This is a genomic window from Pedobacter sp. P26 (assembly GCF_050632135.1).
GTDB lineage: Bacteria > Bacteroidota > Bacteroidia > Sphingobacteriales > Sphingobacteriaceae > Pedobacter.
This window is the reverse complement of the sequence record NZ_CP192574.1, coordinates 516,636-535,668: the sequence shown is the minus strand read 5'-3', so window position 1 is coordinate 535,668 and position 19,033 is coordinate 516,636. Positions and strand designations below refer to the sequence as shown.

The following is a 19,033-nucleotide window of genomic DNA, read 5'->3' as shown; positions in this document are numbered from 1 at the left end:
AAAAAAATTAGATATTATAATATAAAACTAAGCTATCAGACTGTAGAAAAGCAGAAAGGTTTGTTAAGGTGTGTTAAAAGCTTGGTAACATTTTAAATACAGCCTGAGGAAGGTAGTCAGATCAAACAGGAAGATGATCAGTAAGAGGATTATTTTTGCTGAGAAGGATAGCTTTTGTAATATACTTTTGGGCAATTACAGTTCTTTTTAAAAATACTGCAGCCGCTTAAATATAGGGCTGCGATTAAACAGATGATGCTAACCTTTCTTCTCATTGAAATTCAATTTATGGAGCAATACATAACTAAAAACTGCCATTGATGCGCCTAACATATCACAGCCAAAATCCCACCATTCTGCAGAACGATAGGTAAAAACTTTCCATTGTAATAGTTCAATTCCGCCACCGATAATAGCACAGACAAGTAAAACCTTAAAAATGGTTAAGGTTCTGAAAGCATAGGTATGCTGGTATTTTATTTTACCATAGAAAAGTAATACAGATAAAACAAAGAAAAATCCCAGATGGGTCATTTTATCAAAGCCTTCGAAGAAAAAGCCGCTTTTTCCAACAGAATCGGAAATGTGCATATTACAAAACACCAAAACAACAACTGTCCAAAGAATGGCCCATTTTTGCTGTTTTAGTGTTTTGTACAAAATATTAGAATTAGGCACCTACAAGTTCCTGATAAGCTTCTGCTGTTAATAAACCCTCTACTTCAGCTAAATCAGCTAAAGATACTTTTACCATCCATCCCTGTCCGTATGGATCAGAGTTAACCAATTCCGGGTTGTCGTTTAATTCAGCATTAAGTTCCAATACTGTCCCTGTAACTGGCATATATAAATCAGATACCGTTTTAACAGCTTCTACCGTACCAAAAACTTCTTCTTTAGCTACCTCGCTACCTACAGTGTTAATATCAACATAAACGATATCGCCCAATTCGCGTTGTGCAAAATCAGTTACGCCGATATAAGCTTCATTACCTTCAACTCTAACCCACTCGTGGTCTTTAGTGTACTTTAATTCTGATGGAAAATTCATTATTTATATATTTTTGAAAATAAGTTATTTAAGTTCGTTGCTCTATCAGGCTTGCACGCATAGTTGCAAACATTTAATTATTCATTTCGTTTGCCCTTCAAAAATACAATTAAGTTTTACATATCGCAATGCCAGGCGAATTAACTTAAAAATATTAATGGTGTCAGTACTGTGCGCATGTATAGTGACGTATGTTAATTGCACTAGCAGCGATTGCGTTAAGGTGAGATATAAAGCTATTAAAGAATTCCTGATAAGCAAAAGGCATGAATTTTATGCCTATGTTAGCTGAAGCAGTGAATTACATGAAGGAATTCGACAAAGGCTAATATGCCGGATTGTCTATGCTTCGGTCAACTTTAAGATACCTATTCTACTCAATACACCAATGATTGATTTTTCCTGGCAAAGAACCCATGATATTCGCTAGAAAAGTTATGGTGAGATCAGACAGTACTTGAATCTTCGTGTAACTGCCTCAAAAAACTCAATTCTATTCCACTAATAATATGATGTTCTAAAAACCTTCAGTGCTTTAAAGACAGTGCCTATATCAAAATCTTTATGCCGTAACATAAGGTTTTCATTCCATCGTAATTATCCACACCAGTAATGAGATAATAAGTAATAGTGTAAATATTGATCCGATTATATTAAAGTTGCTCATAATATTTGGTTAGTTAGTAGATAACAAATTGATACATACGAAATGTTTTATAAAATGGTTGTTCGCTTTGTTCATTTTTATATTCAGTCAATCCGACTATTAGAATTTAATATTGTAGAATCCGAAGCAAAATCAGAACTTGATAAAAGAAATTCTATCATCCAGAAGAAGTAACAAGAAGATCAGGAGAAAAATGATAAAACAATTGCAGATCGACATCAATCTACCAGCATTTAACTTAATTATGGCATCGTATTTCCCGGTGGCGTACTCAGGAAGATAGACCTGGTGACTTTTAAATGTTATCGCTTTTTACTATGAACCTGTTTAAATTTTTACAGCAAATATTACATAACATTTTGCTTTCACGCTGAGCACAATGGATTGCTTTTATTAATGCATTAAAATGGTCTTCGACTACGTTCAGACTGACATACGAATTAATTTTTAAACAGCCTTATCGTATTTTCCACTTACTATGCGATTACCACACTGATTTTCGGTCAGGAGTTTTGGATTCGCTCTGGTGTCTGACTTTTCGGAGCAATATACAACACGGATAAGCATCATAACTATAGTAAATCACTAGTTCTGATGTGCTATTGTTATCGACTTCTTTCTATCTTGAGTGCGTTTTTTCTGGTAATGAAAATCAAATATCATTAGCATTAGTGCTATAATTAACAAAGCAATCAATACCCAGTCCACTGTTGGACGGTCTCTCATAAGAAATAATTGGTTAGACTGCAAACATAGTAAAAAACTTAAAGCAACACAATACTGCAGAAAGTACGGTTTATTATTAACCGACAGGCATATATGCAAACGCATTTGCCGGGGGGATAGAATTGGCCGGCAACATTTTAAATTAAATCCAGTCCTATTTGTGAAATCTCTTCTAAAATTACCTGCTGTACGAAACTCCAAAGGAGTTATTAATTTTTGGACTCGTCTGTTCTGACTGGCCATATCTATTAAAATCATAATTATAGCACAAATTAATAACGAAATTAACATCCAGTCTGTTGTGAATTGCTTTTTCATAATCTGAGTATTAAATACATGCAAATTTAGAGAAAAATGAACTGCAGTTAAACCAAAGAACCGCACAATGGAAAAAATTAATAAATATCAAATCGAACAAATAAGTCAAAACTTCTCTTTCAAAGAAAATCTCCGATTGCTTAACAAAAAAATAACCGGAACTTAAACCAGGAAAAAACTGATTTCCAATTAACGGTTAGATTCCTGCATTCTTGCCTGTTTATGCATACACACATAATTACGCTACAATAATCATAAAAATATCTGTTAACCAATAAAACAGCACATTTCAAAATGTATACGACTCTATAAAAAAAATATTTTTTTTATAAAAATAAAATCCAATATGTCAAAAATTACGTATATATGTAAATCTAACCATACAGATATCTAACCGAAAACCAAATATGAGTAAGCTAATTATTATTGCAATTATTTTTTTCACCTTATTTTGGACAGTCCTTCTGTTCGTACAACCTATTATTATTATTGCTTTTATCCTATTGACGAGCACTATATTCTGGTTGAATACAAGGCATGCAAAAAACATAGAATAAAACCGGTTATGAGGCTGTTTCATAAATATAGATTATCATCCTGAGGGGTAATTTATTGTATAAAAATCAACATGAATGACAGCAATTTATCTATGTGTAAAAATTCCCCGAGTTACCGTCCTTTCGAGCGGCGGAATACCTGTATCGATTTTACATCGGTAATGTAGTTGAGAACCAGAAGGCTCTGTAAAGCAAAATTTGTTTGATAGATCTCTCCACTTCGCGTTGCTCCGGTCGAGATGACGACCTTTTTTTATAGTCTGTTAATGGTAGCGTAAAGCACGAACAATCATTTCAGGACTATCCATAAAACAGGTATTTTTAAAAGAAAATTCACGTGCAACACCAGATCATTTATACAGGTTGTACCACTTCTTAATACCAGGACTATATCTTCTAATTTAATGTAAACCTTAAACTAAATCCGAAATTACTGAATGAGGTATTAAAAGTTTGTGAGGTATAAGGTTTGGTAATGTTCGAATCGTAAAACAATTTGATGTTAAATTTCTGATTCAAAACATAATCTACACTTGGCCGAAGCGTAATGTTTTTTGCACCTGAAGAAACTTCTGCTTCGGTAACATCGGCACGGTAAATCACCGTTTTATTATCACGGATAGCCACATCCAATTTAAAGTCCATATTGTTATCCATTTTCAGGCTTTTAAACCATCCAAAAGGGAAACGGAATTTATTGGTACGGTAGCCCAATCCCAAAACCATATTGTTTTCTGATAACTGTGCCAGCTGACTATTTGATAAACTTAAGCCCAATAACCTCGAACGGTTTAATTCAAAAGAAGCGGTCAGGTTATTTTTAAACCTCGTATCAACGCCAACCAAAGGAGAAAAATATTCTGAAATGGTTACCTGAGCAAACTGGTATTCCGGTAAAAAGTTATTATTTACATCTCTGCTGCTAACGGCACCGTTTGTTTCCTGGTAACGCAACAATGAGTTAAAACCATTAATATTATAGGCCGAACGATAGCCATGACGGATATCGACAGACGAAAATTTATCGGCAATAAAAGGAATACGTGTTAAGCCGCTATAAGTTAGGCTCCAGTTTGGAAGCGGTATTTTAGGGAAAGCATTCATTTTTGTTTTACCTGCATCTTTACCCGTATAAGCCGCCATAAAAGCAGAGATAATTACATCCTGGCTCTCCTTACCGTAACCATCTGCATAGCCCGCATTAATGCCTCCGGAATTTGGGTTTTCAGCGCCCAGCCTTCTGGAAATAATAATCCTATTAGCCATAAACTGATTAAATAACCCTGAAATAATGGTGGAGTTGCTTTCTTTAAATGCAGTACCCAAAGCGATGTACGATACGCTGTAATCGCCCGTAGTAATTGCACTCAGATTCTCAAAAGATGATACGCTGGCCACATACCTGAAATTAGTAGAAAAGTTTCTTGTTTGCGCTTTATTTGCCTTTAAGGTAATCCGTAGATCTTTAAAAGGCTCCAGTAAACCGGTGAATTGAAAATCCTCTCTTAAGGTATTTACATACAATTGGTTCTGTAAAGTATCAGTTGTTAACCAACCATTATTCAAAGCCATTTCCCTAATATCCCGCTGACTACCAAAAGCAAAACCTAAGCCTGGTGCCCCTGTTGCATTGTCGATACCGAAATACTTCGTGGTTGGCAAATAACCAGGGAGAAAAATACCTTTAGTTTGTACGAAACTGGCATTAACATTTTTTAAACTGGTTAAGATGTTGATGAAAAAATTCTTCGCTTTGCCACCGTCCTGATCATTACCAGCATTCCTGATAAAGCCAAACTTGTTGTACAATGTAATAAGGTTTAACGTTGGGTTCACCTGTACAGTTCTGCTGTTTTGTACGGTATTACCCAAATTAATATTTGGATCCAGTAAGGTAGAAAGCGGTTCGGTTTGCCAGTTAAAGTTGGTACCATAACGGGTTTTTACGGTAACCCAGTTTAGCCCTGGTATTTTATCAATTGGTAAATTATAGGTAACGTTTAAATTGTGGTTATAATCGGTTGTACGTCCCAAGCGTTTTAAGTTTTGCCAGACAGTATCGCGTTTCATGCCGTCAATTCGTCCATCCGGCTCATCGATGATCGAATAATTTGTGGCATTAAAATCTAATTGTAAGGAACGGGTAAGGTTCCATGCGATACCATAAATCCGGCTCATGGTAAAGTTTTTGTTAAAGGTGGTGCCATAGCCACTCTGATAAAGCCCGATGGTATTATTCGGATCGTTATTCCGTAAGGTATTTTCTGAATACAAGCGGTCTACATCAATCCTGAAATTAATGGCACTTGGAAAAATACTGAAATTGAAATCCTTCAATAAAGCCAGCATGTTCGATTTTATAATCTTTTCAAACGGCGCTATTGTTTTCGCTTCTTTAGCATAACTGTATTGTAGCGATGCCCTATAGGTATTCTGAATACTGCTCTGGTTAATAAAGTCGCGATGGTTATATTGGGTATAAGCATAACTTGCTGCAAAGTTTTCAATATCCCAAAGGCGGGCAGGTTTACTGTTATTGGTCCTTTCTTTTCTTACGTTGGTAAAGTTTATCCCCCTTCTAACAGTATAATCCTGTGCAAAATTTAAAATCGAATCTTTTTGTTCTTTTGTGGATTGCTCCAAAGCATTTTTGAGTTCGATATCTGGTGTCCTTGGATTGTACTGCGGAGTAGAAACCTGTTTAGAGTAACTCACAAACATCGGGATTTTCACCCCCGATTTTTGTGGCAGAAACTTACCTAACTCCATGGCAGAAGAAACATCAAGCAATACATTATCTGCACGGTTCCGCTCGCTCACTTTCGAATCGATAGATCCAAAACCGATGGTTGATTTACTTCCGGAAATATTGACATCGGCAAAATCGGCTAATTTTAAATTCAATCTTCCCGTAGCTGCCCAACCACCTCTTTCATCGAATTCAGTTAATCTTAATTCGTTAAACCAAACCAGCGCATTTTTATCAAGACCATCATCATTACGTTCATCATTGGTGGCACGGAGCGGATTTTTAACACCCACCATATATACCCTAACCTTACTCATATCAGGTTGCCCTTTAACGATGATTGTTTTTGTTCCGTCGGTATAGGTAAATGGAACATTTGTAGGCCATGGCTGTCCGTTAGCTTGTTTGGCTACGTTACGGGCCAGCTTGGCATTCTGGAAAAGCATCAGATCAATATCCATTCTGTTGGCTTCCGGCCAAATAGCATCAGGATCGCTGGTACCCGGATTAGTCACCTTTAACGGGATTACATATTCATAATAATTATCCTGGTTATCGGTTCCGATTCTTAAGAATGCGGCAACATCGTTATCATTTAAAATTTGGTTATTAACAGCCTCGGCATGAATAAACATTTCCAAATGTTTATAAGATCTGAAATCGCTGTAGGCTGTTTTAAAAGCTGCTCTGCCATAGCCATCTCTTAACGATTTTACGGTAACGGATAGTGATTGCTCATTTAAACGCGTATCGCCACGATAGTTGCTATAGTCGCGCTCACGAAGAATACCAGGAGGTGTAACATACGGAACTGGTGAACGTTTTCCATTTTCTTCGATGTTTACTGTTGATACTTCAATAGTAGAATTATCAGGCGTAAGAGCGGGCAAAGATGGATCGACGATTACTTGTGCAGCCAGATTCGAAGCATTATATGGTCTCCATTCCCCGCGGATCAATTGTAACTTCGCGAAACGCATTACGGCAGTATCGGCAAAATTAGTCATAAACATCCTAAAGAAACGGATAGATTTAAAATCCTGGATACCGCCTACCCGATCCTGGTACTGGCTAATCGGAATCCTGAATTGATACCAAGAAACAGCCTGTGTGTTTCCATTGGCCAGTTTTACCTGCGACGTTACTTTATCGGTAATAAAATTCTGTCCAACATTTAAATCTCCCGGGCGCATCGAAACTTTATACTGAAAATACTCATCACTTTGCGTCATGTTATTATCGCGGTTGATGTCTTCCCCATCAGGTAAAGAAGTGGAAGCGGAGTTTTCCAGTCCTAATTCTTCTTGCGACTGCTGCGAAGTTTTAGAGTTTCCTTCAGTTCCGTTATATTTTTCATAGCGTTTAAGAATACCTGCATTAATCTGATCTAATGCCGGCCCCCTGAAATAAGTATAATTATCTGATGATGGATCGGCATCAAGAGCAGTTGAAGCTGTTGCGTTTAGTTGCGATTTGATCTGAGTGATTGCTGCAGCAAATTTTACTTTTTCATCAGCATCTGATAATCCGTCCAAACCTACATCCTGTGCCCTGCGCGAATCGGCATTGTTATCGAAAGCCTGTACGACGGGTTGTAATTTCGGCACGCGCCCCCAAACAGTTTCATCGTATTTGCTTGGATCGTTTGTTGCCGGCAAACCATTTTCTAACGATTTTCTTCCATCTTTAAGAATATCTTCCGAAATATTCCCCAGGTTAAAATATATATCACCACCTGCCGAATTTGGTTTATAAATAAATGGATCCATTACCCAAAATTCGATAAAGCCAACATTTAAAGCTTCAAAATCGTTTGTTTCGATCTTTCGCTGAAAACCTCCCCAATTATTTCTGGGTTGCAATAAACTTCCATCTGGTCTGAAATCAGTAGTACGGAAATTATAAGGTCCCCTAACGGTTGGGTAAAAGGCCACATCCAAAGTGGTAATATTTAAGGCCTGCCCGGTTGCCGTTTCCTTAAAAGGAAAAACTTCCTGCTCAATTACCTCTCTTACATAGTGATTGGAAAGTTCTCCCCGGTTGCCCCTGATATTGGCAGGAGTGGTAGAAGCCGCCGAATTATAAAAAGTTGGATCGATGTTATAAAATGCAATTCGTGCCCGGTGGTAACCATAGGATAAATCGTTGGATTTATCAAATTCCGGGAAAAGCTGAGGAGTACCAGACAGCTGCCAGGCAATGGCACTCTTTAAATCGATTACCGATCTTGATGCTTCGAAATCATCTAAATAACTTACCCCGTTTTTACTGCCTGCAAAATTCAACGCCCTTGGGTGACCTGGAATCAGTTGAGCAAATTCACCGTAAAACGTTACACTTGATGGTGCTTTGGTTGAAATAAAAGGAAGTTTATCAACCAGTTTTGTTAAAAACCGTGAGGGTGAACTATAGTTAATATCTGCTCCCCAAATGGTATTCGAGATGGGTTCCTCGCCGATGTTTACCTTCTGGGTTAAGGGTTTTTCGGTCAGGTTCATGATCGTACCCCCCAGGTTTAGTTTATTGTTTACACGGTAGTCTAAACGGGTTCCAAAAAGCGACCGCTGTTGCAGACCAAAAGTTTCACTATTTTCTGTGGTGATCCTAATCGGCTGACCGGATACCAAAAGAGCCTGATTGATGATGCTTACACGCCCACCCTGATAATCGACCGTGAAATCTACGCCTTCTGTCAGCGGCATTGTTCCTGCAAAAACCTTTACCGATCCTTCCGGCACATTAATGGCATTTAAGCTGAATTCAGAAGAAATATCAGATTGATAGTTTACTTTGATGGTATACCTGTTCTGGTTTTGAAACAGCTGCCTGGCGATGGTTTGTGTTGAATCGTAAAGCGCGGTAAAAGTATATTTATTGATCAATGCCTGTTCGCTCGGCAAAAACTTTGCAGCCAAATCTTTACCAAATGGCTCAATCACAGGAAAAATAATCCTCCCATTTGCAGGATCAATGGTGATATATCCCGAATTGGCATTGGTAACCAATGAGGTCTGCCCATTGCTGCCTACACCGAACATACTGGCTTGGTTGGCATTGCTTGCCGTAGAATAAGATCCAAAAGCATTGTTTGCAGATACAAAATCGAAAACCCCATCGGGCTTCCGCTCATTTTGCTGATTCAAACGATCGAATTCAGTTAGGGCAATCCACTGTTTATTAGCGGTATTCTGACCTTCGGTCATGACCGGATTGTCTACACCTGTTTCGTTATCGATACGGTAAATATCCAGTTTAAAATTCTGACTACTAATCTGATATCCGCCGATAGCGTAAATATTTTTCATCATCAGGTCCCATGTTGGCAGCTGAATCTTCGTGGTTTCGTTCTTTAATAATTTGGCATAAAGCACTTTTGGATTAGCCGCATCAAAAGAAACATCGGTAGAAAACTCGCCCACCTGATATTCCACATCGTTATAGGTATAGCGGTAAGCAACTGCTAAAACCTCATCGGCATTTAGCGGATTGTTTAATGATAAATAACCGAGTTGTGGCTGAAAAGTAAATTCGCGATCTGTTAACTTCCTCGCATAAACCAATTTAGCAAAATTATCGGTATTGCTACTGTTAGCTGGCGTTGTTTGGAAAAAAGAAAGGACGGCATTAGAATTTGTCTGCCTGATAGCACCACCCTGATAAGCATTTAATTGCGAGATCAAGTTGTTGGATTGCTGTGGGAAACCGGTGGCGGTAGTTCCTGCAGGCAGACCAGAAGTACCTCCGGTAATTAAATTATTGTTAAAAGGAACGTTTTCACCCAAATCCATCAAACCCAATACATCCCTGGAGTCGGTGGTATTTCCTGCTTTATTAGTAATCCAAACTTCAATTTTGGTAATCTGGATCGGAGAGGTAATGATAGGTGCGTTAGCCAGGTTTTTGTTATAGTTATTTCTAAAATATTGCGACAGAAAATAGTGTTTATTGGCTTCGTAGTTATCGATATTTACCGTGGTGGTATTTTGCTGTGCCCCATTGGTAATTTTAATCTCTCTGGATTGTGATTTTTGTTGGGTATAAACACTTGTTACGTTTAAACGCCCGAATTTTAGTTGCGTTTTAATACCAAAAAGGGCCTGTGTTCCGGTAATTAAAGAAGTATTTAATGGCAGACTTACGTTACCGGCTTCTATTTTTTGAATAATATCATCTACGCCGCCTGTATAATCCAGTTTGATTTGATTTTCAAAATCAAACTGTGCTTCTGTGTTGTAATTACTTTTAATTTTTAATTTGGTACCAATATTTCCAACCAGGTCCATCTGAATCCTCTGGTTAAAATCGAAATTGGTTTGTACCCTTTGTCTTTCATTAAAAAGAGGGTTTTCATTTTTATTCACCCTTCCCAAAAAAGTAAGCTCGGCCTCACCGCGTGGCTGAATATCAATCGTCGTGCCTCCAAACAGTTTTTCAAAAGCTCTGCTGTTTACCTGGATCTGCGGAATAATGCCGGTGCTTCTATAGTCGCTCACCTCAGCATTAGAAATGCTTCGCCAGTTACTCCTTTTTATTTCACTGTTTACCAGCCGTTGGTACTCATCAATGGTAAGGTATTGGGTATTAAGAACGAAGTTTTCGCCGATGAGTTCTTTAACAATATAACGCCTGTTTTTTGCATCGTATTCTACAACACGCTTTAAATTACTGGGAGATGGATAAAATGGATGAATTGCCGGACTAAGACCTAACCGTTCTTTTTCCCGTAAGCTAAAATTGTTTTTCGGGATAATAGTATCCGTTTTGCTTGGAACAACTTGAGCATAAGCAGTTTGAGAAGCAATTAAAAAAAGAGGAATGAGAAACAGAAATGTAGATATTCTCTTCAAAGGCGTTAAATCTATAAAGTTTTCAAAGCTTGTTTAATTAACTGCTCTACCGATAGGCTTCCCTCTGTCACTTTTAATATCTGGTCTATAGTTTTTTCGGCGGTTTGTTTGGCGAATCCGAGCATTACCAATGCTGATAACGCTTCATCTTTAACAGTATTGTGCTGAGGCATAGAAATTAATGAGTCAGCACCTTCTTTTTTAACTTATCCTGCAGTTCTAAAACCAGGCGTTGTGCGGTTTTTGCACCCAAGCCCTTAATCCGCTGTATGAGTGGCAAATCTGCCTTCACAATTGCAGTCTGAATCTCAACGGGGGTGATGGAGGATAAAATCATCCTGCCCGTATTCGGTCCGATACCCGATACCGAAATTAAATGTAAAAATAAACGGCGTTCGCCTTCATCAGCGAAGCCGTATAACGTATGTGCATCTTCTTTTACATGCAACCAGGTATACAATTTACACCTTTCTGCATCGCCCAAAGCGCTGTATGTATTTAATGAAATGTTTATATGATAGCCTATACCTCCGGCTTCAACCACAACATAGGCTGGGTTTTTAAATGTCAATCTACCATCAATATAGGCGTACATGTAATATTACTTTTTAGTTGTTTTCCCAAATATACCTTTTCGTTTCGATGTTGCAATTTCTTCTTTTGCCTGCACATCTACAACAGCTATGGTAACCATATTAACGATTTCACGTACAGAACTACCTAATTGAACAATATGAACAGGTTTATTCAGTCCTAATAAGATTGGACCAACTGCTTCGGCACCGCCAAGCTCTTGTAACAATTTGTATGCAATGTTTCCCGACTCCAGATTTGGGAACACCAAAGTGTTGGCCGGGGCATCTGCCAAAGTGCTAAATGGAAAATTATCCTGCAACAGTTCGTTGTTGATGGCAAAGTTTCCCTGCATTTCTCCATCCACCACAATTTCAGGATGATTTTGATGAAGAAGCCTTACTGTTTCCCTTACTTTGTTTGGGGTTATCCCATCGTTAGATCCAAAATTTGAATAAGATAACAAGGCAATGCGCGGTTTGATGTTAAACTGTTTAACAGATTTATCAATCAACAGCGTGATATCTACCAACTCTTCAGCAGTTGGGTCTACGTTTACAGTGGTATCGCCAAAGAAAACAGGACCTTTTTTGGTCATCATCATGTACATACCTGCAACACGCTTAACGCCTGGTTCTACACCGATTACCTGCAGGGCAGGTTTAATAGTAGCTCCATAATTTTTGGTCAAACCTGAAATCATGGCATCGGCCTCGCCAAATTCAACCATAGAAGCACCGTAATAGTTACGGTCTCTCAATAATTTTGTCGCATCGCGCATCGAAGAAACGCCCTTGCGTTGGCGTTTTTTAAAAAGTGCTTCTGCATATTGTTGGGTTTTTTCAGGATTTTGCATCTGATCGATGATCTCTACTCCCACAAGCTCCAGCGCATGCTCGTCAATAATGGCTTGTATCTTTTCTTTATTCCCTAAAAGAATGGGAATGGCGATATTCTCATCTTTTACAATCTGAGCAGCTTTTAAAATTTTATAATTATCAGCCTCTGCGAATACCACGCGTTTAGGGTCCATCTTCGCTTTGGTAGTTACCGCCCTCATGATGGCATCATCCAAACCTAAACGTTTCCTTAATTCTTCATTGTAGGCATCCCAATCGGTAATAATTTTTCTGGCCACGCCACTTTCAATTGCAGCTTTAGCAACGGCAGTTGATACTTCGGTAATTAACCTGAAATCAACAGGTTTTGGGATGATATAGTCACGTCCGAATTTTAAATTACGCGCATTGTAGGCCAGGTTAACGGCTTCGGGAACTGACTTTTTGGCAAGTTCGGCAATTGCCCTAACCGCAGCGATTTTCATGGCTTCATTGATACTGGTTGCCCGAACATCAAGCGCTCCACGGAAAATATAAGGAAAACCCAGTACATTATTCACCTGGTTCGGATAATCAGAACGGCCTGTAGCCATGATCAGATCTTTACGGGTTTTGATTGCCAGTTCATAGGCAATTTCAGGATTTGGATTCGCCATCGCGAAAACAATTGGGTTTTTAGCCATCCCCACCAACATATCCGGAGAAATGACGTTTGCTGCTGAAAGTCCGATAAAAACATCGGCCCCTTTCATTGCCTCTCCAATATTAGAAATACCTTTTCTGGTGGTTGCAAAGCTCATGCGGATATCATCCAGATCAGTCCGGTGGATATCAATTAATCCATTGATATCGAACATCACCAAATTTTCTTTTTTAACCCCTAAACTCAGGTACATTTTAGAGCAGGAAACCGCAGCAGCGCCTGCGCCACTCACCACAACCTGGATTTTATCTATTTTCTTTTTTTGAATTTCGCAGGCATTTAATAATGCTGCACCAGAAATGATGGCTGTTCCATGCTGATCATCGTGCATTACAGGAATATTCATTTCCTGTTTTAAACGGCGCTCAATCTCGAAACACTCCGGTGCCTTAATATCTTCCAGATTGATTCCTCCGAAAGTTGGCTCCAAAGCTTTAACGATTTTTACAAAATCATCTACATTTTCAGTATCCAGCTCCAAATCAAATACATCGATGTCGGAGAATATTTTAAACAGAAGGCCTTTGCCTTCCATTACCGGTTTACCTGCTTCAGGACCGATGTTGCCCAGCCCCAAAACGGCTGTTCCATTACTGATTACAGCAACTAAATTACCTTTTGCGGTATATTTATAAACATCATCTTTGTTGTTTGCTATTTTTAAACAAGGCTCAGCAACTCCCGGAGAGTATGCCAGGGTTAAATCCCTCTGCGATGTTGTGGGTTTTGTGGGTACTACTTGTATCTTTCCCGGACGGCCTTGCGAGTGGTAATCCAACGCATCTTGCTTTCTATTCGTATTACTCATTAAGTAACTTATTAGTGACGTCGCAAAGGTACAATTCTTTTTATGAGGCTTAAAATAAAAAGCCGTTCAAAAAAGTTAAATAAGACGCAACGTTAAGCTACTGGTAATGTCAAATAGAGTAAACAGTTGTTATGATAAGATTTCAGAAAAGCCTGATCGATAAGTAAATATTATAATCAAGTTTAAAGTACTATCCCTTGCTAATTTTCAAGATCATCCCAACCTGCAAACCTGCTTTTGATAAACGGTTATCTCTTCTGATGCTTTGAACAGTTGCACCGTCAAATTTCTCCGCAATTTCCGATAAGGTATCGCCCGTTTTTACTTTGTAACTTAAAAATGATGATGGTGCTTTTAATGGTGTACGGTTTTTGGCATAGATCTTTAGTCTTTGTCCTGGCACTAAGGTTTTGCTTTTTAAACCATTCCAAACTCTTAAATCCTGTACCTCTACACCATATTTGTCGGCAACAGTTGTTAAACTCTGTCCTGAAGTAACTTTATAATACACCACAGCCGATGTAGCTATACTTTTAGTTTTTTTCTTTCTTAAATCTCTTACATCATCAGTACTCGCGGCCACCACTTTCATGCTTACATCCACTTCTTGGTTGTTTAGTACGTCGTAAATACCGGCATAATCAACATCCCTCAATTTGGGCATTACAATCCGCTTCGGCTCATCATCTGTCCCATTTACAATCTTTTTCTTATACGATGGGTTTAAGGCCATAATCGCTGCTTCATCAACATTTAACACTTTTGCAAGCGTGGACAACGAAACAAAACGAGTGGTTTGAACGGTATCGGTTTTCAGGAACATGCTCGATGCCTGCGCCATAATCTGATGCTTGTGTGAATAGTTCATCACATATACCGCGGCAATAAATGCGGGCACGTAATTTCTGGTTTCCTTAGGCAAAAACTGTCTGATTACCCAAAAATCCCTCGATCCCGCTTTATCGATAGCCCGGTTCACATTTCCCTTTCCGCAATTATAAGCGGCAATGGCCAACAGCCAATCACCAAGCTCTTCAAAAGCATCTCTAAAATATGCTGCCGCAGCATAACTGGCCTGGATCGGATCTTTGCGTTCATCTACAAAATTGTCCATCTTTAGCCCATAGGCTTTACCAGTGCCAAACATAAACTGCCAGATACCCGTTGCCCCTACTCTCGAAATAGCATGCGGATTCATCTGCGATTCGACGATAGTTAAATATTTTATTTCCTGCGGAATGTTATAATCCTTTAAGGCCTTATCAAAAATCGGGAAGTAATAGCTTGATAAGCCGATCATTTTACCGAACATATCTTTACGTTTGGCATAAATATCGATGTACTGCTGAACGTATTCGTTGTATGGAAGGGGTACTGTTTTAGCGATAGAATCTAGCCTGAGCTTATAGATAAAGTTCTGCCCCATAGTTAATGGGTTTTCAGAAACAACCGGTACCGCTACAGTATCGGTATTGATAAAGATGTTGTTATGAATCTTCGGAAGGCTATCCAGTTTGAGTGTTTGTTGCGCGGAAGAGGAAGAAACGTATCCTAAACAAGTACAAATTGAAGCAAAAAGTAATTTTTTAATCATGGGCTATTGGTTCAAATTTTCATTAACCGTAGTTTGTGTTTTCACAAACCTTTAACCAGATTCCTTTTTCTCCCACAATAAGGAAAAGTTAAGAATCTGCGAACCTTCCAGACGACGCCTGGAAAACAGTTAATAAAATGCCATTGCCATACTTAACTATAATGCTTTTTGCATTAAAATTGCTTCGTAATTGCAATGACGATAAAACTATGATAAAAATGCCTGAGAAAAAGCCAGAAGCTTGTCTTCCTCAAAATGTTTGGCTGTAAATTGTATACTTAACGGTAAACCTGCCGCATTATTGCCTATTGGTAAAGCAATTGCCGGATTTCCGCTTAAAGAAGGTAATACGGTAAAAATATCGGCCATATACATTACAATTGCATCCTGAACATGATCGCCAATTTTAAAAGCTGCTGTTGGTGCCACAGGAGACAGAATCAAATCATAATCCTGAAACAAAACGTCCATTTTTTCTCTGATCAATCGACGAACCTGCTGTGCTTTTTGATAATATGCATCGTAATATCCTGCACTTAAAACAAAAGTACCTAAAAGGATGCGGCGTTTTACTTCTTCGCCAAAACCTTCGGCGCGGGATAATTTATAAAGTTCATTCAGGGATTTCGCATCCATATTACGATGTCCGTAATGAACGCCATCATAACGCGAAAGATTAGAAGAAGCTTCGGCCGTTGTTAAAATGTAATAAGCCGGAACCAGATAATCCAACAGATCAAAAGAAACATACTCAACAGAATGCCCATCAGCCTTAAGCTGTTCGATTGATTTTAAAATAGCAGATTTGATTTCGGGATCAAGGGCTTCGCTCTCAATAGTTTCCCTTAATACCGCTATTTTTTGTTTTTTACGTTCATCCAAATGAGCAGGATAATCGGGTACTGCAGCTGGAGAAACTGTAGAATCATAATCGTCAGCACCAGCTAAAACCTGTAAGAGCAGAGCAGCATCTTCTACTGAAGATGTAATGGGCCCAACCTGATCGAAAGAGGAAGCATAAGCAATAACACCGTACCTTGAAATGCGGCCATAAGTCGGTTTAAGTCCAATCTGTCCGCAAAAAGCAGCTGGTTGTCTTACCGAACCACCGGTATCGGTACCCAGGGCCGACAAACACATATCTGCCTGAACTGCAACAGCAGAGCCGCCTGAAGATCCACCCGGAACAAGTTCGGGATTTGCCGCATTTTTAGCAACCCCATAGTATGAAGTTTCATTAGAGCCGCCCATAGCAAATTCATCACAGTTTAAACGGCCGATAATAACGGCATCTTCCTGTAACAAACGTTGTACAACTGTAGAAGAATATGGGGATACGAAGCCTTCTAGCATTTTTGATGATGCGGTAACAATATGGCCTTCATAACAGATATTATCTTTAATACCAATTACCATCCCTGCAAGTTTACCTGCAGTGCCTTCTTCTATTTTTTGCTGCACTGCTTTCGCCTGAACTTCTGCCGATAAAAAAAACACCTCATTAAATGCATTGAGGTGTTCATTATATTCAATTTGCTTAAAGTAATAAGCTAATAAATCGGGTAAAGTTAATTGCTTTTGCGAAATGAGTGTTTGAATCTCCTTCAGAGAGCTGTATTTCTTCAAAACTAAAAATTATTGCAATTAAACAGTTTTATCGCGGTTAGACGGATCTACTTGTTCTCCGTCAACGCCATCTTTACCATCTTTAAATTCTTTAACACCTTTACCTAAACCTCTCATCAGTTCAGGAATTTTTTTACCACCAAATAATAACAATACCACTACCGCAATAATGATAATTTCTGGTGTTCCAAGCATTGCTGCTATTGTTGTATTTAACATGATTTTTTTGTTTAAACTTTTTCTTTGTCAGTTACAATTTTCTCATCCGTAGGCTTTGCCAAATCGATATGTGGCACACTTGACTCAACTTTTTCATCAACAGGCGATTCTTCTGTTGGATGATGACGTTGACTATGGGTATTTACAGCTGTCTCTTCCGCTTCTTCTTTATCTAAGTCCATAGCATTAATATTTCTGTGAATTTCACGCTTCACACCATCAGAGGCATCTTTAAATTCTCTGATCCCTTTCCCCAGTCCTCTTGCCAGTTCAGGTAATTTTTTACCTCCGAACAACAATAGAACTACCACTAAAATGAGCACGATCTCCGATCCACCCATATTTAAAAACTCTAATAACGTGCCTTGATACATCACTAATATAATTTATACAAATATAGACATTTTAAAAACTATTCTTTTATTTACTGATCCAGGCTTCCGGATTTAAAGCTGCCTGCCCTCTTCTGATCTGAAACTTCAGCACAGCATCATCACCAGTATTGGCTACAACCCCAATGGTTTGTTTGGTATCAACAGAATTACCTACGCTCACACTAACCGATTTTAAATTCTGATAAACCGTAAAGTATTCACCGTGGTTGATCAAAACTACCGTTCTTCCCATCATTACCTGAACAGCAGCAACTTTACCTGCAAATACCGCTCTAACCGCCGCCCCATCTGTTGTAGTAATATCTACACCATCGTTGGTATAACTTGCCTGATCTATCTTATGCATACCAAACCTTTCGGTTATGGTACCTGTTGCTACCGGCCAGGGTAACCTACCCCTGTTATTTTCAAAGCCCGCAGATAACCTTGCCGCTTCCGGAGTTGCGGTAAGCAATTCCCCAGTCGATTTTGCTTTAGCTGTAGGGGTAGCAGGAGCTGTTGGTGCAGGTTTATTTTCTGCCTTGGCTTTTGCTGCCGCAATTCTTGCTTCTTCAGCTGCTTTCCTTCTTGCCTCTTCTGCGGCCTTCCTTCTCGCTTCTTCAATTGCCCGCTGAATTGCAGCACTAATGGCCTTGTCTATCTGAGCCTGTTGTTTTTTACGACTGGTAATATCCTGTTTAAACTGTTTTTCGTCCTTGCTCAGTTTGTTTAATTCTACTGATTGTTTACTTTTATCTTTGCTTAAACGCTCACGCTCTCTTTCCTGTTCCTTCAACAGATCACTTTTTTCTCTAAGTGTTTTATCCAGCACCTTAATTTTACCGTTCAGATCTTGCTGGGTATTTTCAATATATCCGGCCTGTTTTTTACGGTATTGACTAAACTGCTGTAAATATTTGATCCTTTTATATGCCTGGTTAAAATCCTTCGCTGCAAAAATGAACATCATTTTATCGTACGAATTTCTGTTGCGCTGGGCAAATCGGATCATGCCTGCATACTCTTTTTTAAGATCTCCTAACTGACCTTGTAATGTATGTACGGTATTTGTGTTCTGAGAGATTTGGTTATCCAGATTTTTTATTTCAGAGTTAATGGTCCCAATTTTATCCTGGCGCAACCTAATCTGAGCATTTATAGTATTAATCTGCTGTATAGTAAGCTTTTTACCACTGGCAGTTTTATTCAAATTCTTCTGAAGCTGTTCGATTTCGCGTTGTATAGCTTCTTTTTTCCTTCTGAGCTGACTTTCAGTTTGTGCAACAGCCGAAAGGGTTAACACGCTTAAAAAAAGGATAAATAGGAGTTTTTGTAGCTTCATTAAGCCAAAAGTATAAAAATTTTATAGTAAAAAGTATTAA

Annotated in this window: 9 protein-coding genes and 1 pseudogene; all 10 read right to left on the bottom strand. The window is 38.7% G+C overall.

Annotated features, from left to right (window positions below; all coding sequences use genetic code 11):
• Nucleotides 1-258: 258 nt before the first annotated feature.
• Complete coding sequence (locus ACQ86H_RS02585; RefSeq protein WP_138818822.1) at nucleotides 259-660, bottom strand: VanZ family protein; 402 nt, start codon at nucleotides 658-660, stop codon at nucleotides 259-261.
• 10 nt (nucleotides 661-670) lie between these two features.
• Nucleotides 671-1,051, bottom strand: a complete 381-nt coding sequence (gene gcvH, locus ACQ86H_RS02580; protein ID WP_138818823.1) for a glycine cleavage system protein GcvH — start codon at nucleotides 1,049-1,051, stop codon at nucleotides 671-673.
• A gap of 2,664 nt (nucleotides 1,052-3,715) precedes the next feature.
• The gene (gene sprA / locus ACQ86H_RS02575; RefSeq protein ID WP_431293770.1) at nucleotides 3,716-10,915 is read right to left on the bottom strand and encodes a cell surface protein SprA; all 7,200 of its coding nucleotides are present in this window, start codon (nucleotides 10,913-10,915) and stop codon (nucleotides 3,716-3,718) included.
• An 11-nt stretch (nucleotides 10,916-10,926) separates the two neighbouring features.
• A pseudogene (gene ruvA, locus ACQ86H_RS02570) lies at nucleotides 10,927-11,510 on the bottom strand (Holliday junction branch migration protein RuvA).
• A 6-nt stretch (nucleotides 11,511-11,516) separates the two neighbouring features.
• Nucleotides 11,517-13,838 carry an NADP-dependent malic enzyme gene (locus ACQ86H_RS02565; protein WP_138818826.1) on the bottom strand — a complete coding sequence of 774 codons (2,322 nt, stop codon included), beginning with the start codon at nucleotides 13,836-13,838 and terminating at the stop codon, nucleotides 11,517-11,519.
• 190 nt (nucleotides 13,839-14,028) lie between these two features.
• Nucleotides 14,029-15,432 (bottom strand): lytic transglycosylase domain-containing protein, encoded by a 1,404-nt coding sequence (locus ACQ86H_RS02560; RefSeq protein ID WP_138818827.1) that lies wholly within the window; start codon nucleotides 15,430-15,432, stop codon nucleotides 14,029-14,031.
• A gap of 207 nt (nucleotides 15,433-15,639) precedes the next feature.
• Entirely contained in the window at nucleotides 15,640-17,058 is a 1,419-nt protein-coding gene (gene gatA, locus ACQ86H_RS02555; RefSeq protein ID WP_431293769.1) for an Asp-tRNA(Asn)/Glu-tRNA(Gln) amidotransferase subunit GatA, read from the bottom strand.
• A gap of 18 nt (nucleotides 17,059-17,076) precedes the next feature.
• Nucleotides 17,077-17,277 (bottom strand): Sec-independent protein translocase subunit TatA/TatB, encoded by a 201-nt coding sequence (locus ACQ86H_RS02550; protein ID WP_029287719.1) that lies wholly within the window; start codon nucleotides 17,275-17,277, stop codon nucleotides 17,077-17,079.
• 11 nt (nucleotides 17,278-17,288) lie between these two features.
• Nucleotides 17,289-17,651: a Sec-independent protein translocase subunit TatA/TatB gene (locus tag ACQ86H_RS02545; RefSeq protein WP_138818829.1), complete on the bottom strand. Its 363-nt coding sequence runs from the start codon at nucleotides 17,649-17,651 to the stop codon at nucleotides 17,289-17,291.
• Between the two features lie 46 nt (nucleotides 17,652-17,697).
• Complete coding sequence (locus tag ACQ86H_RS02540; RefSeq protein ID WP_431293768.1) at nucleotides 17,698-18,993, bottom strand: murein hydrolase activator EnvC family protein; 1,296 nt, start codon at nucleotides 18,991-18,993, stop codon at nucleotides 17,698-17,700.
• Between the last annotated feature and the right edge of the window lie 40 nt (nucleotides 18,994-19,033).

What these genes read in the sequence shown, in the direction of transcription:
- gcvH (WP_138818823.1), bottom strand. Translation starts at nt 1,051, where the DNA reads ATGAATTTTCCATCAGAATTAAAGTACACTAAAGACCACGAGTGGGTT.
- ACQ86H_RS02565 (WP_138818826.1), bottom strand. Translation starts at nt 13,838, where the DNA reads ATGAGTAATACGAATAGAAAGCAAGATGCGTTGGATTACCACTCGCAA.
- ACQ86H_RS02560 (WP_138818827.1), bottom strand. Translation starts at nt 15,432, where the DNA reads ATGATTAAAAAATTACTTTTTGCTTCAATTTGTACTTGTTTAGGATAC.
- ACQ86H_RS02550 (WP_029287719.1), bottom strand. Translation starts at nt 17,277, where the DNA reads ATGTTAAATACAACAATAGCAGCAATGCTTGGAACACCAGAAATTATC.
- ACQ86H_RS02545 (WP_138818829.1), bottom strand. Translation starts at nt 17,651, where the DNA reads ATGTATCAAGGCACGTTATTAGAGTTTTTAAATATGGGTGGATCGGAG.
- ACQ86H_RS02540 (WP_431293768.1), bottom strand. Translation starts at nt 18,993, where the DNA reads ATGAAGCTACAAAAACTCCTATTTATCCTTTTTTTAAGCGTGTTAACC.